21 protein-coding genes and 1 tRNA gene are annotated in these 21,756 nt (G+C 42.0%); 7 read left to right on the plus strand and 15 right to left on the minus strand.

Features of this window, described 5'->3' with window-relative positions:
* Positions 1-45 precede the first annotated feature (45 nt).
* The 8 genes from radA to rpsF all read right to left on the minus strand — a co-directional run bounded on the left by radA (position 46) and on the right by rpsF (position 6,835).
* Positions 46-1,419, minus strand: a complete 1,374-nt coding sequence (radA, locus tag METVE_RS0110595) for a DNA repair protein RadA (protein ID WP_020168456.1) — start codon at positions 1,417-1,419, stop codon at positions 46-48.
* Positions 1,420-1,443: 24 nt separating this feature from the next.
* Positions 1,444-2,826 (minus strand): replicative DNA helicase, encoded by a 1,383-nt coding sequence (gene dnaB, locus METVE_RS0110600; RefSeq protein WP_020168457.1) that lies wholly within the window; start codon positions 2,824-2,826, stop codon positions 1,444-1,446.
* A gap of 61 nt (positions 2,827-2,887) precedes the next feature.
* Positions 2,888-4,249, minus strand: coding sequence for a hypothetical protein (locus METVE_RS0110605; RefSeq protein ID WP_232415313.1), 1,362 nt, complete (start codon positions 4,247-4,249; stop codon positions 2,888-2,890).
* The gene (locus METVE_RS0110610) at positions 4,246-5,193 is read right to left on the minus strand and encodes an ABC transporter ATP-binding protein (protein ID WP_020168459.1); all 948 of its coding nucleotides are present in this window, start codon (positions 5,191-5,193) and stop codon (positions 4,246-4,248) included. The genes METVE_RS0110605 and METVE_RS0110610 overlap by 4 nt, the downstream gene beginning before the upstream one ends.
* 197 nt (positions 5,194-5,390) lie before the next feature.
* Positions 5,391-5,843 (minus strand): 50S ribosomal protein L9, encoded by a 453-nt coding sequence (gene rplI / locus METVE_RS0110615; RefSeq protein ID WP_020168460.1) that lies wholly within the window; start codon positions 5,841-5,843, stop codon positions 5,391-5,393.
* A 21-nt stretch (positions 5,844-5,864) separates the two neighbouring features.
* Positions 5,865-6,098, minus strand: a complete 234-nt coding sequence (gene rpsR, locus METVE_RS0110620; protein ID WP_020168461.1) for a 30S ribosomal protein S18 — start codon at positions 6,096-6,098, stop codon at positions 5,865-5,867.
* Between the two features lie 32 nt (positions 6,099-6,130).
* Positions 6,131-6,433 (minus strand): primosomal replication protein N, encoded by a 303-nt coding sequence (gene priB, locus METVE_RS0110625; RefSeq protein ID WP_020168462.1) that lies wholly within the window; start codon positions 6,431-6,433, stop codon positions 6,131-6,133.
* A gap of 3 nt (positions 6,434-6,436) precedes the next feature.
* A complete protein-coding gene (gene rpsF, locus METVE_RS0110630; protein ID WP_020168463.1) occupies positions 6,437-6,835 on the minus strand; it encodes a 30S ribosomal protein S6 in 399 nt (132 codons plus the stop codon).
* 276 nt (positions 6,836-7,111) lie between these two features.
* Here rpsF and METVE_RS0110635 point away from each other — a divergent pair, with 276 nt between their 5' ends.
* Positions 7,112-7,747 (plus strand): alternative oxidase, encoded by a 636-nt coding sequence (locus METVE_RS0110635; RefSeq protein ID WP_020168464.1) that lies wholly within the window; start codon positions 7,112-7,114, stop codon positions 7,745-7,747.
* A 95-nt stretch (positions 7,748-7,842) separates the two neighbouring features.
* On the opposite strand, the gene METVE_RS0110640 is transcribed toward METVE_RS0110635, so the two are convergent.
* Entirely contained in the window at positions 7,843-8,109 is a 267-nt protein-coding gene (locus METVE_RS0110640; RefSeq protein ID WP_020168465.1) for a SemiSWEET transporter, read from the minus strand.
* A 73-nt stretch (positions 8,110-8,182) separates the two neighbouring features.
* A complete protein-coding gene (uvrB, locus tag METVE_RS0110645; RefSeq protein ID WP_020168466.1) occupies positions 8,183-10,216 on the minus strand; it encodes an excinuclease ABC subunit UvrB in 2,034 nt (677 codons plus the stop codon).
* 252 nt (positions 10,217-10,468) lie between these two features.
* Between uvrB and METVE_RS0110650 the strand changes: the two genes are divergently transcribed.
* Both METVE_RS0110650 and METVE_RS0110655 read left to right on the plus strand, forming a co-directional pair.
* The gene (locus METVE_RS0110650; protein WP_020674379.1) at positions 10,469-11,485 is read left to right on the plus strand and encodes a trypsin-like peptidase domain-containing protein; all 1,017 of its coding nucleotides are present in this window, start codon (positions 10,469-10,471) and stop codon (positions 11,483-11,485) included.
* A gap of 226 nt (positions 11,486-11,711) precedes the next feature.
* Positions 11,712-12,938, plus strand: a complete 1,227-nt coding sequence (locus METVE_RS0110655; RefSeq protein WP_020168468.1) for a pyridoxal phosphate-dependent aminotransferase — start codon at positions 11,712-11,714, stop codon at positions 12,936-12,938.
* Positions 12,939-13,083: 145 nt separating this feature from the next.
* On the opposite strand, the gene METVE_RS0110660 is transcribed toward METVE_RS0110655, so the two are convergent.
* Together METVE_RS0110660 and METVE_RS0110665 are read right to left on the minus strand one after the other, a co-directional pair.
* Positions 13,084-13,554 carry a DUF421 domain-containing protein gene (locus METVE_RS0110660; RefSeq protein ID WP_020168469.1) on the minus strand — a complete coding sequence of 157 codons (471 nt, stop codon included), beginning with the start codon at positions 13,552-13,554 and terminating at the stop codon, positions 13,084-13,086.
* 94 nt (positions 13,555-13,648) lie between these two features.
* Positions 13,649-15,010 (minus strand): AsmA family protein, encoded by a 1,362-nt coding sequence (locus METVE_RS0110665; RefSeq protein ID WP_020168470.1) that lies wholly within the window; start codon positions 15,008-15,010, stop codon positions 13,649-13,651.
* Positions 15,011-15,094: 84 nt separating this feature from the next.
* Between METVE_RS0110665 and METVE_RS0110670 the strand changes: the two genes are divergently transcribed.
* From METVE_RS0110670 to METVE_RS0110685, 4 genes are all read left to right on the plus strand, one after another.
* Positions 15,095-15,170: transfer RNA gene (locus METVE_RS0110670), tRNA-Asn, on the plus strand.
* 167 nt (positions 15,171-15,337) lie between these two features.
* Positions 15,338-15,874 carry a hypothetical protein gene (locus METVE_RS0110675; protein ID WP_020168471.1) on the plus strand — a complete coding sequence of 179 codons (537 nt, stop codon included), beginning with the start codon at positions 15,338-15,340 and terminating at the stop codon, positions 15,872-15,874.
* 687 nt (positions 15,875-16,561) lie between these two features.
* Entirely contained in the window at positions 16,562-17,269 is a 708-nt protein-coding gene (locus tag METVE_RS0110680; RefSeq protein WP_020168472.1) for a PEP-CTERM sorting domain-containing protein, read from the plus strand.
* Positions 17,270-17,623: 354 nt separating this feature from the next.
* Positions 17,624-18,127, plus strand: a complete 504-nt coding sequence (locus METVE_RS0110685; protein ID WP_020168473.1) for a DUF4124 domain-containing protein — start codon at positions 17,624-17,626, stop codon at positions 18,125-18,127.
* A gap of 69 nt (positions 18,128-18,196) precedes the next feature.
* Here the strand turns inward: METVE_RS0110685 and METVE_RS0110690 are convergent, their stop codons facing one another.
* From METVE_RS0110690 to METVE_RS0110700, 3 genes are all read right to left on the minus strand, one after another.
* The gene (locus tag METVE_RS0110690) at positions 18,197-18,769 is read right to left on the minus strand and encodes a preprotein translocase subunit YajC (RefSeq protein ID WP_020168474.1); all 573 of its coding nucleotides are present in this window, start codon (positions 18,767-18,769) and stop codon (positions 18,197-18,199) included.
* A gap of 75 nt (positions 18,770-18,844) precedes the next feature.
* Positions 18,845-20,200 (minus strand): TAXI family TRAP transporter solute-binding subunit, encoded by a 1,356-nt coding sequence (locus METVE_RS0110695; RefSeq protein WP_020168475.1) that lies wholly within the window; start codon positions 20,198-20,200, stop codon positions 18,845-18,847.
* A gap of 75 nt (positions 20,201-20,275) precedes the next feature.
* Positions 20,276-21,754 (minus strand): efflux transporter outer membrane subunit, encoded by a 1,479-nt coding sequence (locus tag METVE_RS0110700; RefSeq protein ID WP_020168476.1) that lies wholly within the window; start codon positions 21,752-21,754, stop codon positions 20,276-20,278.
* Positions 21,755-21,756: the final 2 nt, after the last annotated feature.

Here is a 21,756-nt window from a genome sequence, read left to right on the forward strand (position 1 = left end):
ATGATTCAAATAAGATTTAAAAACTATCGCAAAAAATGGGTTAAGTCAGCTGTTACGTAATTGGTTTAATGCTTGTTCTAAACGTTCTACCGCAATCACTTCTAGCCCTGCTATCTTAGTTTTTGGCGCATTCGCTTTTGGCACAATCGCTTTCGTAAAACCCAGTTTCGCGGCTTCTTTCAATCTAACTAACCCACCTTGTACAGGCCGTACTTCTCCAGCCAAACCAACTTCACCAAATACAATCAGTTTGTTATCTAATGGCTTGTTTTTTAAAGAAGAAACGATTGACAATAACACAGCTAAATCCACTGCTGGCTCTGCAATTTTAACGCCACCAACGGCATTAATAAATACATCTTGATCGAAACAAGGAATACCCGCATGGCGATTCAATACCGCTAGCAACATGGCTAAACGGTTTTGCTCAAGCCCAGTGGCTAATCTTTTGGGGCTAGGTGCGTGGCTTTCATCTACCAATGCTTGGATTTCAATTAAAAGTGGTCGCGTGCCTTCCATGGTGACGGTGATGCAACTACCTGCCACTTGGCCTTCGTGATGCGATAAAAATAAGGCAGATGGATTGGATACTTCACGTAAACCATGTTCTGTCATCGCAAACACACCCAGTTCATTGACTGCGCCAAAGCGATTTTTAAAAGCGCGAATCAATCGGAATGACGAGTTTTGATCGCCTTCAAAATACAAAACGGTATCGACAATATGCTCTAGCACGCGCGGCCCAGCTAACGAACCTTCTTTGGTGACATGACCCACCAAAATAACCGTGATACCTAATTGCTTGGCTAAACGGGTTAATTGCGCCGAACATTCACGCACTTGCGCGACCGATCCGGGTGCGGATTGCAACACTTCTGAGTAGACAGTTTGAATGGAATCGATGACGGCGATATTGGGTTTATGCGTTTGTAAGGTCGCTAAAATCTTCTCAAGATTGATTTCTGCCAACAATTCTACTTGGCTGGCATCTAACCCCAAACGCTTTGCGCGCATGGCAATTTGTTGTGGCGACTCTTCGCCACTCACGTAAATCGCTTGCGCTGACTTTCCGAGATGACAAAGAACTTGTAATAATAAAGTCGATTTACCAATGCCAGGATCGCCGCCGATTAGCACAACGCCACCCTCAACCAAGCCACCACCTAATACGCGATCAAACTCGCTGATGCCTGTTGGGGTTCTTTCGATATCGGCCGCTTGAATGCTGCTTAGCTTCTGCAATTGGCTAGATGCAGCCAAACCTTCAAATTTATTGGCGTAACGATTGGTTGATGTGCTGGTTTCTGCGACTGATTCAACCAGCGTATTCCAAGCCATACAGCTTGGACATTGGCCTTGCCATTTCGATTCAGAAGCACCACATTCTGTGCAAGTGTAGACGGTTTTGGATTTAGCCATGTCGCTTAGTTTTCAGTATTAAGCTTAATAATTATCTGGCATGTAGCCTGTATTAGCGAAATTCTCAAAACGTGTATTTTCGCCAATAAATGTCAATCGCACGCGGCCAATCGGGCCATTACGCTGTTTGCCGACGATAATTTCAGCCGTGCCTTTGTCTTCACTATCCGGGTTATAGACTTCATCGCGGTAAATAAACAGAATCAAATCCGCATCTTGTTCAATAGCGCCAGATTCACGCAAATCGGACATCACAGGACGTTTATCAGGACGCTGCTCAACGCTTCGATTCAATTGAGAAAGCGCGACAACGGGACAATCCAGCTCTTTTGCCAACGCTTTTAATGAACGAGAGATTTCAGAAATCTCAGTGGCGCGATTTTCGCCTTGTTTGCCTGCTGGTGCAGACATCAATTGTAAGTAATCGATGACGATTAAACCCAGTTTTCCGCATTGGCGATGTAATCGACGCGCCCTTGCGCGCACATCAAAGCTGCTTAAGCCAGCGCCTTCATCAATAAAAATCGGCGCTTCGTTTAATTTGCCCAAAGCAGTCGTTAACTTTTCCCAATCTTCATCTTCTAATCGGCCCGTACGCATGCGATGTTGATCCAAGCGCCCTACTGAACCAATCATCCGCATTGCCAACTGTGTTGACGCCATTTCCATTGAGAAAACAGCAACGGGTAAACCCGTATCCAAGGCCACATTTTCAGCAATATTCAGTGAAAATGCCGTTTTACCCATCGATGGGCGGCCTGCAACGATGATTAAATCGCCACCCTGAAAGCCTGATGTCATTGAATCTAAATCAGAAAAGCCCGTTGGAATGCCGGTCACATCGCTCGGATTATCGCGTGAAAATAGCATATCAATACGTTCAGCGACTTGCGGCAGTAACTCTTTAATATCTTGAAAGCCTTGACTCGTGCGCTGACCACCTTCGGCAATCTGAAAAATCTTGGCTTCTGCTTCGTCTAACAATTGCTGCGCATCGCGACCATTCGGACTGTAGGCGCTTTCAGCAATACTGCTACCGACTGTAACCAACTTACGCATAATGGCACGTTCGCGCACGATTTCAGCATAGCGGCGAATATTGGCCGCTGTCGGCGTGTTTTGCGCCAGCGAAGCTAAATAAGCAATACCACCAATAGTGGATAATTCCGCTGTACTTTCCAGCGATTCCGCCACTGTGACAATATCTGCTGGGCGATTACGCTCGATTAACTTAGCAATATGCTGAAAAATGGTTTTATGGTCGAACTGATAAAAATCTTCTGCTTTTAAAATATCGGCAATTTTATCTAATGCTTCGTTTTCAAGCAGCAAGCCACCGATCACTGATTGTTCAGCTTCAATGGAATGTGGAGGGAGTTTGAGAGAGTCTAGTTGTTCATCAGCCATCTGCGAATTATAACAGTCAAGCTGTAATCAGGTTCAAGTTAACCTAAAGTTTAAGCGCAAATTAAGCTCGAATAGTTAACGATTTATTCATAGCAACTTGCTGCTTGTAAAGTAAACCTGCAACAACAACCACATGTAGCAGAGCCAATATCAACCCGCCATAAACGCCTGTGCTTTGCGATAGCGACATCAATGGATTAGCAATAAAACCGATGGCTTTTGGCAATAATAAAGGAAATAAAACCGTTAACATCATCACATAGAAAAACGTGGTCATCGCTGCACGTTGTGGCTTTTTACTTAAACTAAAATAGTACAACAAGCCAATATCGCGCAACATTAACAATATCGCCACCAAACCTACTAGCGCAAATGACTGCCCTTTTAGAAAAGACTGCTCAAATGCATTTATGCTTTCGGGCTTATTTGATACTGTAAATAGAAGCGCAGCCAAAGATAACGCAATTAGCACAACAAAATACGGCGTTTCTAACCATTTTTTTTCGGATAATGTTTTATCGGGTAGATTTGTTTGGGAAAGACTTTTTTCGGAGTTTTGGGTAAACCATGGATTGATAAAACGTCGCACGCTGACTAAATCACGCTTCTCAGTTAATGCGCCAAAATAGGTCATTAATACGGCAAAAATAAACACGAAGCCTGCGAAGTTTCCGACGCTAAATGCATTGTAAAATCCCAATACATAAAATGCGCAAAACAACACAAACGCTAGCATTGCCCAAGGTTTAATCTTAATTTGTAAAGCAGTTTGCATCACGCGGTAACTGGCCAACCATGTCCATGCAGTAAAAATAACTAGTGAAATATTGACAAATGTGTAACGGGTAAATGCTGTGCCATACCATAACTGAGTTGGCACTTCAGTCGTATAAATCATGCGCCCAACGATTGGCATCAACACAAATAAAAACAATAGACTCAAGCCTCTTGGTATCGTCGCACCGCTTTTTGCTGCAAGTAATGCAATAACAAAAGCTAACGATTGCGCCAAAAATGCGCCTAAAACTAAACTAATACTGATTTGTAAATTATTGCCAGGCAAGTTAGTTGCAGGCATTAAAAGTATTGCTAATATGCACGGAATACCGATGTACCAAGCGAAAGAAGTGGCGCCAAATAGCTTCCCCCAAGCCAATTTAAATGGCGATAAAGCGGATAAGCGTTGATTATCCCAAGTGCGATTTTGTAGCTCATCACTTACGCTAGAAAACGCTAATTGGCTACCCCATAAAATAGTCGCAATAATAAAGATACTTTTGGCGAGTGTGATAGTGATTGCTGCGCCGTTTTCATTTTGCATCACAATAAAAAATATCAAGCCCAATAGAACAGGTGCGGCAATCAAGCGATGTAAGCTCAGCTCTAACCAAATATTGCGATTAAACTCTGGATTATTCATCATGATGTGATGCTTTCTGCATTCACTGCTTTTAAGTAGTTTTGTTGCATATTATTTTCCAGCAAGCCGAATCGACTAATCGAGATATCCGATTGCAACAGCCTGTTTAACAGCACGTGCCGCGGCATTAACGTTTCATCTAACTGCAAATTCGCTACGTTAGCAGCAATTTCTAAGGCGTTGGCAGCCGGCGTATTATCAATAAATGCGGCTAATTTAGTCGCATCTGCTATATGCACTAACTCAAACTCGATACGACTTAAATTTTCTGTAGCCGAGTTGTGTACAGATTGTTGTTGTAAGATTCTGCCGTTTTTCAATACCAACATTTCGGTGGAATAATCTTCTAGCTCAGCCAAAATATGGCTCGATACAATCAATGTCATGCCGCTATTTTTAAGCGCAATAAATACTTGGCTTAAGCTATGGCGTGCTTCAGGGTCTAGCCCAGAAGCGGGCTCATCTAATAACAATAAACTTGGCGAATGAATAATTGCCTGGCCGATGGCGACACGCTGCCGCTGTCCGCGTGATAAAACGCCAGCCGCACTATTCAGTTTATTGGTTAAATCCAGCTGCTCTGCAGTTTTATTCACTACTCTTGTGATGTTATCTGCCGTAACGCCTTGCGATGATGCCGCAAAAGTTAAACATTGACGCACACTTAACGCATCATAAAGCCCAAAATTATCGGACAGATAACCGATTTTGGCATGGCTCGCGCGTGGGTCGTCCAGCACATCCACGCCATTGAATAACACTTGACCTGATAATGGATAATCCAACGCAGCGATACAACGCAACAATGTCGATTTACCCGCGCCATTTGGCCCGACTAACGCGGTAATACTGCCGCTGATGATATCGACGTTAACGGAATCTAATGCACGTGTGCCTGGATACTCAAACGTGAGTTGTTTAACTTGGATTAAAGGCGCTGAGTACATATGAAAACCTACGATGTGCGATGTGGCATCATAGCGTTTTGATTGGCTAAAAAATAGTCTGTTTAATAGATTTAACTATTTGATTGATTCAACTATCGGATTGACTGCTTGGTGGATTGATTTAATTTGAATAAAAAATAAAAAAGGCAACCTAAGTCGCCTTTTTTATAACTACCAATACTTAATGAAGTTACGTCTTATGCAGCTTCACCAACAACAGTTACTGTGATATCCACCACAACATCATGATGCAACGCAACAGTCACTGGATGATCACCAATGGTTTTTAATGGACCATTAGGCAAACGCACTTCTGATTTAACCACTTCAAAACCAGCAGCAACAAGGCCTTCAGCAATGTCACCGTTAGTCACAGAACCAAATAAACGACCATCAACACCAGCTTTTTGTGCCACTGTTAATACATAAGCCGCTAATTTTTCACCGCGAGCAGTTGCTGCAGTCAAAATATCCGCTTGTTGTTTTTCAAGTTCCGCACGACGAGCAGCAAATTCAGCTTTGTTGCTTTCTGTTGCGCGTTTTGCTTTGCCTTGAGGAATCAAAAAATTACGGCCAAAACCGTCTTTCACTTTAACGATATCACCCAATACGCCCAGATTTGCTACTTTTTCTAATAAAATAATTTGCATAGTATTCTCCTTAAGCCCGAATTAACCTGGGTGCTTGTCTGTGTACGGCATTAAAGCCAAGAAACGGGCGCGTTTAACAGCGCTGGTTAGTTGACGTTGGTATTTTGCTTTTGTACCCGTCATACGAGCTGGAATAATTTTTGCATTTTCTGAAACAAAATCTTTTAACAAATCAACATCTTTGTAATCAACTTCTTTGATGCCTTCTGCACTAAAACGGCAGTAACGGCGGCGTTTATACATTTCTCTTGCCATGATCTAACTCCTAAAATTCTTTATACAGTCTGTTATTTAACAGCCTCTAATGGATTAATTTGTAACTGCTCAACATGAAGCACTAAATGGTTACTTTTTGCACTGCGCTTGGCCAAAAAACCTTTGACCTTAATTAAAGAGCCTTGCTGAATAGGGTGATTCGCTAAATTGCCCATGGCAACCGCATTCACTTCACATTCTACTTTTCTCTTTAATCCTGCTTCAATCTGTTCTGAAGCATGCTGTAATACAAAACTTAACAACGGAATGCCTGCTGGTGTGTAGCGTACTGGCTCTATGGAAAGCACCACACCGCTAATCACCAGCGTATTCAACGCTTAAGCTGCTGCAACCTCAGTTGCTGCTGGCGCTGGTGTCGCTACCGGTGCTGCATCACGCACTAACACTGATTTAGATTTTTCTTCCTTCATCATTGGGCTAGGTGCAGTTGCTGCTGTTTTAGTGCTCATTGTTAAATGACGCAATACTGCATCGTTGAATTTAAAGCCATGCTCTAATTCTTCTAATACAGTTAAGTTACATTCAATGTTCATTAAAACGTAATGTGCTTTGTGGATTTTTTGAATTGGGTAAGCCAATTGACGACGGCCCCAGTCTTCTAAACGGTGAATCGCACCGCCGTTGCTGGTGATTAGCGCACGGTAACGCTCAATCATCGCTGGCACTTGCTCGCTTTGGTCCGGATGGACGATAAAAACTACTTCATAATGTCGCATGAAATCTCCTTGTGGTTTGCAGCCACCCGATATGCTGCCGGTGTGGCAAGGGTTGAAAAGTACGCGATTATAGTCAATTAAGCCTTAAGAATCAAACATTATTCGGTTATTTAACGAGTTAACTTATTATTAAGCGCAATATATAGAGTATGTTTTAGCTTTAAACCATAGATTTAAAAATGTTTAAACGTTAATTCACGCAGATAAATTCAGTTCTATATGCAACATTTAGCCATTATCGATGCCTAAATCACAACACATTAAAAGGCACTAAATATGTTAAAACAAGGCATGTTAAAAGAAGGCGATTTAGAAACCCATCACATTCCAGTTACCTTTTCAGACAAAATTGCTTATGGCTTTACCAAAGCGATGCGTTTCTTCGCGGATACTTTTTTTAGCGGCCGCTATGGTCATCGCGCGGTTGTGTTAGAAACAATCGCTGGCGTTCCAGGTATGGTGGGCGGCACATTGCAGCACTTACACTCACTGCGTCGCATGCAATCAGATCACGGCTGGATACGCACACTATTAGATGAAGCCGAAAATGAGCGTATGCATTTGATGACCTTTATTGAAATCGCCAAACCGAACGCTTTTGAGCGGCTATTAATCGTTATCGCACAAGGTATTTTCTATAACTGTTTCTTTTTGCTTTATATCATTTCGCCCAAAACCGCGCATCGCGTTGTCGGTTATTTTGAAGAGGAAGCCGTATTCAGCTACACCGAATACTTAGCTGGTGTAGATAGCGGCAAATATGAAAACGTGCCAGCGCCGCAATTAGCCATTGATTATTGGCATCTAGCACCGGATGCAAGATTACGCGAAGTGATTATTGTCGTGCGTGCAGATGAAGCTGGGCATCGTGATGTGAATCATGATTTTGCCAATCAATTAACTGCGGATTAAATAATTGAGATTTAATTGAATGGTGCTTAAATTGAGTTAACCAATATTTTCAAGTGATTTTCACCTAATATTTAAGGTTAACTTAACAATATAATCTATTGTTTTTGCTTATACTTTAATATTAAAATTACCATTGACAAACATAGTGTAATGGCATTAGCAATAATCACTGGCCAATCCTGTCTCAGCAAACCGTAAATAAGCCACATGGCAACACCGAATGTAAAAATGCTATACATCGGTAACGAAATACCTGATAAATCGCGCGTTTTGTAAGAGTGAATCGCTTGTGGAACAAAAGCAAAAGTGGTTGAAAATGCTGCAAAAGCACCGATTATTGGCGTCAAATCAGAAGTTAACATGATAAATTACTTTAAAAATATTTCTTAATTGACTAAATTATAAGAGTTAACTATTTAATAATGCAGTAGTAAATCAAGTTAAATCTGGCATGTCTGCGCCAAATACTTTGATTTTTAGTTTTTTCAACTGATCTCTAAAATCAGCTGCTTTCTCAAACTCCAAGTTCTTAGCGGCATCATGCATGCATTTTTCTAACCGCTTCATTTCTTTGGCTAATTGCTTTTCACTTAATGACTCATAATTGGCTTGATCTTGCGCCGCTTTACGTTCACGTTGCGCCTCATCTTTGTCATAAACGCCATCAATCATATCTTTGATGCTCTTAGTGATACCTTTTGGCACGATGCCATTGGCTTCGTTAAAAGCCATCTGTACACCGCGCCTGCGCTCAGTTTCATCCATTGCGGCCTTCATGCTGCGGGTGATTTTATTGGCATAGAAAATCACTTTGCCGTTTAAGTTACGCGCGGCGCGGCCAGATGTTTGAATCAAGCTGCGTTCTGAGCGCAAAAAGCCCTCTTTGTCCGCGTCCAGCACTGCAACTAGCGATACTTCTGGAATATCCAAACCTTCACGCAGCAAGTTAATGCCGACCAGCACGTCAAATTCGCCTAAACGCAAATCGCGGATAATCTCTACACGCTCAACCGTATCAATATCGCTGTGCAAATAGCGCACTTTTACACCGTGCTCGTTCAAATAATCGGTCAAATCTTCCGCCATACGCTTGGTTAAAGTGGTTGCCAGCACGCGCTCTTTCACGGCAACACGTAGTTTGATTTCGCCTAATAAATCATCCACTTGCGTATCTGCTGGTTTCACAATGATTTCCGGGTCAACCAAGCCAGTTGGCCGCGCAATCATTTCCACAACTTGTTGCTGATGATTTTTTTCGTATTCGGCAGGCGTAGCTGAAACAAATACGCATTGGCGCATAATGCGCTCAAACTCTTCAAATTTAAGCGGGCGATTATCCAAAGCAGATGGCAATCTGAAACCATAATCCACCAGATTGGTTTTACGCGAACGGTCGCCCAAAAACATGCCGCCCACTTGCGGCACGGTTACATGGCTTTCATCGATAATCATCAGCGCATCATCTGGCAGATAATCAATTAATGTCGGCGGCGGATCGCCTGGATTGCGGCCTGATAAGTGGCGCGAATAATTTTCAATGCCTTTACAAAAGCCGATTTCGTTAAGCATTTCCAAGTCAAATCGCGTACGTTGCTCGATGCGTTGCGCTTCAACCAACTTGCCTTCTTTAATGTAAAAAGCCACGCGATCAACCAGCTCTTTTTTGATTTTTTCCATCGCTTTAACGGTAGTTGAACGTGGCGTTACATAATGGCTGGACGGATAAATAGTGAAACGCTGAATCTTATTAAAAACTTGGCCTGTTAACGGGTCAAATAAAGTAATTGTTTCGATTTCATCGTCAAACAAACTCACGCGTACGGCGGTTTCGTTGTTTTCCGCAGGAAAGATATCAATCACATCGCCACGTACTCTGAAACAGCCACGGCTAAAATCGAAGTCATTGCGGTCATATTGCATGCCGATTAAGCGGTCTATTGCGTCTCTTTGGCTGAGTTTTTCGCCCTGCTTTATATGCAATACCATGCCGTGATAATCTGACGGATCACCAATACCGTATATCGCCGAAACGGTGGCGACAATAATACTGTCTTCGCGCTCTAATAAAGCTTTGGTGGCAGATAAACGCATCTGCTCAATATGCTCATTGATGCTGGAATCTTTTTCAATAAATAGATCACGCGATGGCACATACGCTTCTGGCTGGTAATAATCATAATAGCTGACAAAATACTCAACCGAATTATTCGGAAAAAACTCGCGAAACTCGCTGTATAACTGAGCTGCCAAGGTTTTGTTTGGCGCCATCACAATCGCTGGGCGACCAAGCCGCGCAATCACATTGGCCATTGTATAAGTCTTGCCAGAACCGGTCACGCCAAGCAGCGTTTGAAATTTTAGGCCGTCCTCTATACCTTGCGTAAGCTTGTCGATGGCTTGAGGCTGATCGCCCGCTGGCGGAAAAGGCTGATGTAATTGATATTTGCTATTGGGAAATGTAACGAACACGCGTTTATACCTAAGCTAATGTGAAAATTTTGACCCTAATTCTAGCAGTTTTGCATCTAAAAGCGCTTATTTTCATTACAAGCTATATGTTATGAATTTTTAGAGCCATTTTGAGCAATCATGATGTGTAACGAACTTATATTCAATAATTGCAGTCTTTTATATCAGAATAAATCTTTAATAATTAATATAAAACTTACATTTTATAAATCGTTTATAAATCTTACTTTGGGGATTTACATGCCTGTTTTAATGTTACGCACTTTAGTGTGTTCAATCGCAATGCTTGTAGCAGCTCAGCCTGTTTTTGCCTTTGAAACAGCCAAAATGATGGAAGCTTTTTTAGGCGTGGTGATGGTGCGCGGTTACAACCAAACAGGTGGTTTGGCGTATGGTTCTGGCGTAGTAGTTGGCGAGAATAAAGTGTTAACTAATTGCCACGTATTACGCACCACGAAACAACCTTGGGTCTCGCGCGGCGAAGATACTTACCCCATTACCAGCGTAAAAGCAGATGCATGGCACGATTTATGTTTGGTTTCCACTTTTTCAATGCCGCTTAAGCCAGTCACATTGGGCAAAAGCACTGACCTCAAACGCGGACAAGAGGTTGCGGCAATCGGCCACTCTAATGGCGTGCCCGCCCCGATTACCTCTAGCGGCAATGTCAAAGCGTTGTTTGATGCAGATAATGGCAAGATCATTCGCAGCACTGCAAGATTTACAATGGGTGCAAGCGGCAGCGGTTTATTTGATATGCAAGGCCATTTAGTCGGCATTAATACCTTTAAAACTGCAGGTTCTGGCGGCAGTATTCATTATGCATTGCCGATTGAATGGTTAGAAAAGTTAGAAAAAGAGCCTGAAACCACTGTTTTCCCTGTTGTGGGAAAAGCTTTATGGGAAGAAGATGAAGCTAAAAAACCATTTTATATGCAAGCTGCTGTGCCAGAATCGCGCGAGGACTGGCCAAAGTTAGCACAAGTAGCTGAAAATTGGACGCAAGCGGAACCAAAAAATGCTGAAGCTTGGTATGCGCTAGGTTTGGCGAACGAAAACTTGGCCAAAGCAGATCTAGCGCAACAAGCGTATCAACAAGCAGTGAATCTGGATAAAGGTCATTTTGACGCGTTGATACACTTGGGAACGATTGCGAAAAACAAAGGCGATACCAGCGCAATGCACCGCATTCAAGTCTCTTTGAATGATATAGACAAAGATTTAGGCGCGGAATATTCTGAGATGATGGGTTGTGGCAAAGGGTGCTAAGCAGCCAATTTACTTATAGAAGTAATTAACCCAATATCTTGCTGATTTAACTGTCTAATTAAAACCGCAAGTTAACCTGAAAAAAGACCGAAAAATGCGGTCTTTTTTTATTTAAATGCAGCTTATTTAGGATGATTCCTTAATCCTGTATTTATGCGTAAAATAGCGCCTATTTAATCGTACACATTTAATCGTTCTAGTTAATCCGTTTTAAGGAAAGCGCATTTTGACCGACTCATCTTCACAGCTTTTGCCAACACAAATATTATCGCAACGTGTTCAAAGCATCAAAGAATCCCCTACCCTTGCTATTACTGCCAAAGCAGGCAAATACAAATCTGAAGGTCGGCCAATTATCGGTTTAGCCGCTGGCGAACCAGATTTTGATACGCCGCAGCATATTAAAGATGCTGCGATTGCGGCGATTAATGCGGGTTATACCAAATACACGCCTGTGAGCGGAATCCCTGCTTTAAAAAAAGCCATTGTGAATAAGTTTAAAACTGAAAACGGTTTTGATTACGCAGTAAACGAAGTAATCGTTGGCGTTGGCGGCAAACAAACCATTTTCAATCTCTGTTTAGCGGTGCTGAATAAAGGTGATGAAGTCATCGTGCCTGCGCCTTATTGGGTGAGCTACGCAGATATTGCTTTGGTGGCGGAAGCCGTGCCCGTGATTATTGAATGCGGTATTGAGCAAGGTTTTAAATTATTGCCAGCACAATTAGAAGCGGCGATTACGCCTAAAACTAAATTGGTGATGTTCAATTCACCATCCAATCCAACTGGCGCGGTTTACAATTTAGAAGAGCTAAAAGCGCTGGGCGAAGTGTTATTAAAACATCCGCACGTATTAGTTGCCACAGACGATATGTATGAACACGTGAATCTCACGGGCGATAAGTTCTACAATATATTAAACGCTACGCCTGCCTTAAAAGCGCGTTGCATCGTGTTAAATGGCGTTTCTAAAGCTTATTCGATGACAGGTTGGCGCATTGGTTACGCGGCTGGCCCTGCTTACATTATCAAAGCGATGGAAATATTACAAAGCCAATCGACCAGCAACGCGACTTCTATCTCGCAATATGCGGCAGAAGCTGCATTAAGTGGCTCGCAAGATTGCATCAAACCAATGGTGACAGCATTTAAAGAGCGTCACAAATATGTTGTAGACCGTTTTAACGCTATGCCTGGTATCAGTTGTTTGATGGCTGGCGGCGCGTTTTACGCCTTTCCCGATGCACGCGCAGCGATTGCCAGTTTGCATAAAGCAGGCAAAATCAGCGTTGCAACCGATATGGCTTTTGCAGAATATTTGCTGGAAAAATTCGATGTCGCTGTGGTGCCAGGTTCTGCATTTGGTGCAGAAGGCTATTTCCGCATTTCGTTTGCAACCAGCATGGATAATTTACGTAACGCGTTGGATAGGATTGAAAAAGCGCTGGTTTAATGACTGGCTTAAACGGATTTTACTGCTTTTTATTGGTTAACTAAGCCTGAGTTAACAACAAGTTAACACTAAAATATCCTCAAAAAAATAAAAAAGACCTGTTAAAAGGTCTTTTTATTGCCTTGCAACATGGCCATAATTTTCACTAGTTTTTATCGTAACCTTGCACAGTCACGGTGCCATTATTTTCCAATATCGCCAACTTAACGTCTTTAATCGCAAAATAACCAGATTGGCGCAAAGTTGAATCTAACTCTTGTCGCGTTAATTTCGCGTCATTCATCACATCGTCAAACAGTTTTCCTTGGTGAATGATGACTTGCGGCCTGCCCTCAATAATCGCTTCCAGTTTTTTACTTTTAAACGTAATCAAACCGACTAAGTAATTCACTATAACCAATGTTGTGGCCGATATCATGCCGCCAATTAGCGAGTTATCACCCGCGTTCATCGAGTTTTGCACCGCATTGGATAAGATGAGCAATAGCACTAAATCAAACGGTGAAAGCTGACCGATTTGTCGCTTGCCGGTTACGCGTAGCAAAATAATCAAAAACAAATAAATCACTAAACCTCTAACGACCAATTCCCACCAAGGTACCGAAATATCAAACATTGCGAGTTACTCTCTTTCGTTAATCAATGGCTGTTGCGCATGATGCTTATCGATTCAAACAAGCCAATATAATTGCGCCAATTGTATGACCAATTTATTTATCTTGGCTAAATAGTTTTTTAACAGAATCTAACGCGCCAGCGGCTTTAATGCCTACGCTGGTGCCAACGCCCGGCCCTAGAATAGCTGTACCAGCCGCAGCGCCAGCCAATGCCGCTTTAGAAGGTAATACAATGGGTTTGCTGACATTTCCAGAGACGTTTAACGGAATGGCAACTAAGCTGACGCTATTCTTGATGGCTATCGAACCAGTGCCATCCAAAGCTTTATTTGGCTTGATTTTAACTTGCCCAGTTGCAGTTAATAAACCAGAGCTGATATTCAAGTTTTGCAAATGATATTGTTTGCCAGACACATTTAGCAAGCCAGAAAATGCATCAAACTGCGTTTCGCCGCCATTTTGGTTTTGCTTGATTAACAAACTCGCTACTTTGACTAAGTCTAATCCGTGCAACACACCTTGATTGATTTTGAATTTAAAATTGGCCCGCAATTGTTCTCTTAGCTGCCCTGCTTCTTTCGCAGAGGCAGAAAAATCACCATTACTAAATAGATTGCCACTTAAATGCACCGCTTTACTCATCATACTAGTCGGTTCTTTTAGTGAAAGATTGGCAATATTTAAATGACCAGTCGTTTTCCAATTGCCTACAGCATTTTTCTGCTCACCATTTGGCCAAGTTAACACTGCATTTCCAGTCAATTTGCCGCGATACAATGCAACATCAATCTTAGGTATCGTTAACAGATTACCTTTAAGATGCATTTCAAGCGCGGCTTTATCAATCAGCAAAGGCAAGCTGGCCGGTAATGTCCATTTTTCGGCGTTCACCTTAATTAAATGTTCATCGCCATTTGGTGTTAACTCAGCCTTAAGTTTGCCGTCCAAGCTTTCTATCAGCGCAGAATCTAATGCATTCAGCTTAGTTAATGCAATTTCAGCATTCAAAATGGGTAACTGCATATCTGGCGAAATAAACTGCATCTCCTCAACCTTAATATGACTCACATTAATCGCCGCCGCTTCCATTTCTTCAGACTTTTTAGTGGTTAAGGCAGAAACAATCGATAAAGCAGATTGTTTGATAATCGGCTTTATCACTTTTAAATCAACCTGCTTGGTTGTAGAAAAAAGCGTACGCAATGCTGGCACAATCACCAACTTATTAACAAGTACATCTTGATCATCGCCAATAACGATACCGCTAGCCACTAATCTTGGACTAGGTAGAAATCGTAAATGCCCTTCTGAGATTTTTACTGGTACGCCGAGTTTTTCGCTAGCCACGCGTTCCGCTTTTTGTATATAAGTCTGCGTTGGCAATAAAAAAGGCAAGATAATCAGCGCAACAATGACCAGCACCACCGCAAAAACTATTTTTTTGTAATTTTTCATCAATTAACCTATAAATTGTTGAGTCTAGCGGTTGACCGAAAGGCTCTTAGCCAGTATTATCACGCCTTCACAAGTGTAACCGATTCCTCGATAGCTCAGTCGGTAGAGCAACGGACTGTTAATCCGTGTGTCCCTGGTTCGAGCCCAGGTCGAGGAGCCAAATTTTAAGCCATTGACAGAAATGTTAGTGGCTTTTTCTATTCAGCCAGCCATGATGAGCTCAAGAATGATTCTAGCGCAAACATGATCGCTTCGACGCTATTTTAGCCGTCCAGGAGTCCAGCGAGTGATCCCCATGGGTTTCAACCAATATAAGGAGTAATACCAGTGACCAACGCACAGCGCAGAGCACTCAGCCGCATGGCTGAAATGAATTCATCAAGTAACGACAGTCAGCCTGAACAAACGCGCAGTAGCGCATTCTGCCCGCATGAGGCAGGCGCGTATTATCTCGTAACGGTGGCGACTGTCGGTAAGATTATCAATCTATTCGCCGTGGAAATTGAACCGCCTGTTCATACCTACACCATCACCACTGTGCATTTTGAACAGGATACCGATACTGATAAATGGTTCTGGTTTGATGGTAAGGAAAAACTATCTCCACGCAAAAACCAGAATAGCTGGCGTCTCGGTAGCAAAGTTTTATATGACACCCGCGAAGCCGCAGAGGCCGAGCTTCAGCGCGTAATGGCCAAAAACGGTGACCGCGTGACCAAGGTACATGACCTGCCAGACGATTTAACTCAATTAAAAAAGATCCGAAGCTCCCACCATCCAGACCGCAATAACCCTGATTCCGACCATGATCTCTATCAGGCTGTTATTGAGAAAATTGACAGAATGCGTACGGTGACAGCGTAGCCTGCCCGACCACCTTAACTTTGTCTAGTGGGAGTTTTAAGATGAAGAATCGCACGTACTTTAATAGATTAAACATGACGATTTTAAGTCACATAAGCTATTAATCCGTGTAACCTTGGTTCGAGCCTAGGTCAGGAGCCAAACAAATAAAGGCTAGCGTTTAGGCGCTGGCCTTTTTCATTTCTCTGCTGTAACTAAAATGTAACCAACTCACACATTATTACCATCTCGACATTTAGCGGCACACCTCCCGGTGTTCCACTTTTAATTTGATTAAGGCAAGCAGTTCGACTGTGACAAATCTACTCGATTCCATTCTAAGTAAATAATCTCACTTACCCGGCAATGGTCGAATATCTTTACTTCTCCGCTTAACGTTCCAATCAATATTGCTACTTTTTAGTATCAACAACCTCATATAAGACCGCTCTTGTAATGAAGATGTCTCACTTAACAGATGATTACCAGTACTTTCGGACTATGTTGGGTGAGTTTCTTTCAAACCCCAGTAACATTCAAAGAGTATTCTATCGGTGTCAGATAATTTTCTAACGACAGTGACATAGTCAACAGAAATGCTCAGTCCCGATTTGTGGAATTATGATCATCAAATGAGACTTCATGTACTTGGTTACGAAATTAGCAAAATTAGTAAACATATTAATTTTTTAATTATAAGGAAACACCATGACCAAATCAGCGCTTCAAATGAAAGTACTCGCCACGCTTCTGCTAGTCTTCGCTGGCAATGTATCAGCTACTACCTACACTAACGTACCAAGTGGCGCGACCACTGGCTCTCCTTTTGCATACTTTGGTAACGCAGCAAACCCCAGCGGCGACTCCCCTAAGGTAGGCCAAGTATTTTCCCTGCTCACGGAAGCCACTTTGTCATCTTTTAGCTTCTACGCGATTGGAAATACAACTGCATCTTTTCAGCTAAATGTTGCACAGTGGAACCCTAGTACAAACGCTCAGAACCAAGCAACAAATTTAGTTGGTCCTAGTTTGCTTACTACTATCGGTAACGCAACTGAGACCTACAATGCGACCGGTGGCTTCACTACTATTAGTTTCGACAATCTGGGTTTAAGCCTCAACTCCAATACCAAATATATTGCCTATTTGACTAGTAATGATCCAAGCGTGACCGGCATTCAATTATCACGCACTCAGACAACGCTGGATACCTCCGGTTTCGGCATTGGCAATGCCTACCTCAGCACCACACCGGGTACTGGTTGGCAACTTCCATTCAACGGGAGCGGTTTCCTGAGTCTACAATACACCGCAATTACTACATCAGTACCAGAACCTGAATCCTATGCTCTATTTCTCGCTGGCTTCGGCCTGATTGCTGCAACGGCCAAACGCCGTAGTGTCAAGCAATCTTAATAATTCACATGAAATAACGGGGGGCTAAGCCCCCAGTTTTATTTGTACGAAACGAACGATTTTTGCGATGGAAGAACTGAACGTCGGACAGCTAAATCTCGACTTAAAAACTAAATAAGGCCAAGAGCAAAAACTCTAAACCGTTGACAGAAATGTCAGTGGCTTTTTTTGTTTAAAATATAGCGTTTTGAAAAATTACTCACCTGTATATTAAAAATTAGCAAATGATCATAATGAGCTATTGAAAGTTTGTTCATATACTTAAAATATGTGATTTAGAACTTAATATCTAAAAAAATGCCAAATATTTTATATATAGAAATTTAACTTTTTAACTGGTTAAGTATATTGAATATGAAGTTATTACTGATGATTTCCACACTCGCATTGTCATTGCAAGCGCATGCGGAAATCTTTGTCTGTAAAAATATTAACAATAAAATTACTTATCAAGATGAGCCTTGCCTTGATCAAACGATTCGCACATTGAAAAATGTGCCTGATGCGCCAATTGAAGACCAAATCGAAGCGCATGAACGTACTAGAAAATCGACTGAATTATCACAACAAAGAGCGTTAATCGCTGAAACTGAACGCCAGCAGCAGGAAAAGGCGAACAGAGAATATCAAGCGATTGCGATTGAAAGACGCAAGTTGGAATTACTTGAAGAGCAAAGTTTAGCTTTGGAACAAACAGTGGCGCCACAATGGATAATTGGTGCAAGGCCGGGGTTTGGTATCAATAGATCGGGCATATATCGATATGATACTTACAGAAGAAACACATACAAGCCTGGAATGCATAAACCTATTACGAACAAACCAAGACCTTACAGACCTAATACCGATAGAAAATGATGTGAAAATAAAGGTTAACTAAACATTGTTTTGAATATTTTGTGGTTGAATTTTGAGTTGTTGAATAATTTAATCTTTGGAATTATTAACCTCTGCGGCGATTATTCCAGCGCCCAAACCTCCAGCGCCAGCCGCGGCGCCGCCACCGCCCATTCCCCCGCCACCTTTAGCTTCATTTTTATTACCGCCCTCACCTTCACGCGCTGCTGCCAGCGGCAATCTTGCTGGACCAGATGCGGGCATAATGACACTGCTTGGAATTTGCTCTAAACCTAATTGCGTACGCAAATCTGAGCGCAACGATTTAATCAGCGGTTGAAAATCTACGTACTCATCATTTTTCAACCCATTTGCACAAGCGACAGATAACTCAACTTGCGCAATGGTGCCAAATAAGATGATGTCGGCCAACGTTTCTTCTAACTGTGGCGTGTGATCTTGCCTTGCCGGTGTAAATGAACCAGCGAGCGAACGATAAGCTGCCACAAGCGATTTAAGGCGTTCAGTTTCTTGTCTGTTTTCACGCTGGCGTTTCTGTTGCACGCGTTGCATAACGAACACGCGAACCGCCAGCAGAATAACGGCAATGATTAATGACGCAATCAGCGTTAATGGAAGTGGACCAAGATTAGCAATTTGCATCGTCTACTTTCTTAGTAGTTTAATTTTATTAACTTGTTAAAAACGGGCGAAAAAATAGTGTTAATACGTTTGAATTTAGTCAGCCGCATCAGAGATTTGTTCCGCCATCAGCCTAGTACGTACAAAGTTAATGTGCCCACGTAAGCCATAAAACATATCGGCAAATGCGGCCGGAATTTTAATCTTGCTTAATTTCGCTTCTAATTGATCCAGATTACTCATGATTTCTTGACGCTTATTAGCATTAATCGTGGTTTTAAAGGCGTCACTTTCCAGTTCTAACAACGCTTTATAAAACGGATAGATAGAAAGCTGGATTTTCCAGCGATAGATAAGAGGCGCTAATTTGATGGTGGGTATCAGTATCAACAGTAGCGGTATTAATACGACTAATATTCTGTTGATAAAGCTTGCTACCCAAAACGGAAAATCACGATACAAAAAGCTTTTACCTGACTTATAGTAGCGTGCTGCGTCTGAGCTGATTCGATATTCTTGAGTGGTTAAGTTAGGAAATTCGCCACTTTTTGCAAATAAACCAGCAGAACCATGCACTTGATTCGCCACATCCAACAACAAATCAGACAACGCTGGATGCAAGGTTTCTCTTGCAATCAACTCTACACTGGGTGCGATTAGATTTAAATCATTCACTGGGATATTTTTGCCTAAATCGATTGAGCCCTCTGGCAAAACCAATTTATGCAAATATTTAATGCGTCTTGTGTAACCATCTGCTTGATCAAAGTTAAAAATATTAATGCCGGGCGTTTTCACTAAGGTCTTAATTAACTCAGTCGATACTGAATCGCCCATTACAAAGATGGCGTCAATCTTATTCTGCAATAAATCATCGACAGGGTTAAGGCTTGGCTTTTCAATTAATTGCGTAGCACCACCTGGCAAAATGCCATTTTCTTTCAGAATACTCAAGGCCAAAGAACGCGTTCCGCTGCCGGGTTCGCCGATATTTAATCGCTGGCCAGCAAAATCTGCAATGAAATGCTTACTTTCACCATGATAGAAAACAATCATCGGCTGATAGGCAATGCTGCCAAGCGACATCAGTTTATTGATGTTGATATTTTCGGCAACGCCACTTTGCACAAAGCCTATATCCACATTGACACGCTTATCAGTCAATTTATTGAGGTTATCTATAGAACCATTTGATGACAATATTGTAAGCGTCACACCTTCTTTTGCCAAAAGCGCTTTATATTTCAGCGCATTATTATGAAAAATGCTGCCTTCTTCACCTGCTGTAATGGTTAGTTTTGTGGGTGCGGCTGAATTAACGAATAAAAATAGCGCCAGACAAATAAGTACGACAAGTCCCACTGTCCATGTGGTAAACAGAATAATACTGCCACCATAGATTGCCGCTAGTTTTGCCCATATTTTTTTATAATGTGTTTTTAATTCAATCATATTGAATAATAATTCACTTTAATAAGTAATCTTAAGTTAATGATATATAAATATTTATTCATATTAATTTAACACTTATTTTGACTCGATTTTTTCATGTGTAGTTTCGTTCCAGCCGCCACCTAATACTTTATACAAAGTCACTTGATTACTAAATGCGATTAATCGAATGCTGATTAAATTCTGCTGTGCGGCATACAAAGTACGCTGCGAATCTAATACCAGCAAATAATTATCTATTCCACTTTTATAGCGCGCCTCCGACAAACGAAAGCTTTCACTAGATGCATTCACCAGCGAGCTTTGTGAGTTGAATTGTTCGGTTAATGTTTGACGTATCGCTAATGAGTCAGCGACTTCTCTAAACGCGGTTTGGATAGTTTTTTCATATTGTGCAACGGTAATATCGCGGTCGACTTCAGCAATTTTTAGATTGGCACGATTACGGCCAGCATTAAAAATGGGTACGACTATTTGCGGCACAAAATTCCAAAAACCCGTGCCGCTTGAAAATAAATTATTCAGCTCACGGCTGGCACTGCCGACTGACGCAGTTAATGAAATAGCTGGATAAAAAGCTGCGCGTGCGGCGCCAATATTGGCGTTGGCTGCCTGCAAATTGTATTCAGCTTGCAACACATCTGGCCGTTTCAGCAACACTTCAGATGGCAGTCCTGCTGGTAAATCAGCCAACACAGTAACAGCTTGCAATTCATTATCAGGACGTAATTCGACAGGCAAGTTTGAGCCGATTAATAATACCAAGGCATTTTCATCTTGCTGAATCAAACTGGTGAATCGTGCAACATCGACTTTAGCCGTATCAACAAGAATTTGTGCTTGCTGCAAATCCAAGCCAGTAGCAATGCCATAATCAAAGCGACTTTTATTTAAGTCATAAGAGGATTGCTGACTTTGTAAGGTGTTCTGTGCAAGCTTTAATCGCTCTTTATCTGCCTGCAAAGTGAGCCATGCATTAGCAACTTCTGAAATCAGGGCGATATGCGTGCTACGTCTGGCCTCTTCCGTTGCCAAAAACAACTGCAAAGCTTGGGTATTTAGACTGCGGATACGTCCAAAAAAATCTAATTCATAGCTACTAAAACTAACACCTACGCGGTAATTGCGCGTGATTTCGCCACTGGAGCCGTTCGACTGTTGAATAACACCATTGTTGATGACATTGGCTAAATTGTTGTTACCAGAGCTACTTTCGCCACTTTTTTGAATTGTGGCATTACCTGATGCATTCACCGTAGGAAAAAGGTTTGAAGTCGTGATCTGATATTGCGCGCGTGCACGTTCTATATTCAAAGCCGCAACGCGCAAATCGCGATTATTGTTTAAAGCTAACTCAATGACTTTGCGCAATTTTTCGTTAATAAAAAACTCACGCCAGCCAATATCAGCCGCTATGCTGGCTTGCTGACTATCTGTCGTCACTGGCCAAGTTTCTGCCACAGGCGGTTTTGGCCGTTTAAAATTGGGAATAAAGCTACAACTAGGCAGCAATGTGGCAAGCACGATAAGGTTAATTAGAGGTTTTTTTATCATTG

The sequence above is a fragment of the Methylotenera versatilis 79 genome, assembly GCF_000384375.1.
Taxonomy (GTDB): domain Bacteria; phylum Pseudomonadota; class Gammaproteobacteria; order Burkholderiales; family Methylophilaceae; genus Methylotenera_A; species Methylotenera_A versatilis_B.

Coding starts and splice junctions, on each gene's coding strand:
- radA (WP_020168456.1), bottom strand. CDS start 1,419: ATGGCTAAATCCAAAACCGTCTACACTTGCACAGAATGTGGTGCTTCT.
- dnaB (WP_020168457.1), bottom strand. CDS start 2,826: ATGGCTGATGAACAACTAGACTCTCTCAAACTCCCTCCACATTCCATT.
- METVE_RS0110605 (WP_232415313.1), bottom strand. CDS start 4,249: ATGATGAATAATCCAGAGTTTAATCGCAATATTTGGTTAGAGCTGAGC.
- METVE_RS0110610 (WP_020168459.1), bottom strand. CDS start 5,193: ATGTACTCAGCGCCTTTAATCCAAGTTAAACAACTCACGTTTGAGTAT.
- rplI (WP_020168460.1), bottom strand. CDS start 5,843: ATGCAAATTATTTTATTAGAAAAAGTAGCAAATCTGGGCGTATTGGGT.
- rpsR (WP_020168461.1), bottom strand. CDS start 6,098: ATGGCAAGAGAAATGTATAAACGCCGCCGTTACTGCCGTTTTAGTGCA.
- rpsF (WP_020168463.1), bottom strand. CDS start 6,835: ATGCGACATTATGAAGTAGTTTTTATCGTCCATCCGGACCAAAGCGAG.
- METVE_RS0110635 (WP_020168464.1), top strand. CDS start 7,112: ATGTTAAAACAAGGCATGTTAAAAGAAGGCGATTTAGAAACCCATCAC.
- METVE_RS0110640 (WP_020168465.1), bottom strand. CDS start 8,109: ATGTTAACTTCTGATTTGACGCCAATAATCGGTGCTTTTGCAGCATTT.
- METVE_RS0110650 (WP_020674379.1), top strand. CDS start 10,469: ATGTTACGCACTTTAGTGTGTTCAATCGCAATGCTTGTAGCAGCTCAG.
- METVE_RS0110660 (WP_020168469.1), bottom strand. CDS start 13,554: ATGTTTGATATTTCGGTACCTTGGTGGGAATTGGTCGTTAGAGGTTTA.
- METVE_RS0110665 (WP_020168470.1), bottom strand. CDS start 15,010: ATGAAAAATTACAAAAAAATAGTTTTTGCGGTGGTGCTGGTCATTGTT.
- METVE_RS0110680 (WP_020168472.1), top strand. CDS start 16,562: ATGACCAAATCAGCGCTTCAAATGAAAGTACTCGCCACGCTTCTGCTA.
- METVE_RS0110685 (WP_020168473.1), top strand. CDS start 17,624: ATGAAGTTATTACTGATGATTTCCACACTCGCATTGTCATTGCAAGCG.
- METVE_RS0110690 (WP_020168474.1), bottom strand. CDS start 18,769: ATGCAAATTGCTAATCTTGGTCCACTTCCATTAACGCTGATTGCGTCA.
- METVE_RS0110695 (WP_020168475.1), bottom strand. CDS start 20,200: ATGATTGAATTAAAAACACATTATAAAAAAATATGGGCAAAACTAGCG.
- METVE_RS0110700 (WP_020168476.1), bottom strand. CDS start 21,754: ATGATAAAAAAACCTCTAATTAACCTTATCGTGCTTGCCACATTGCTG.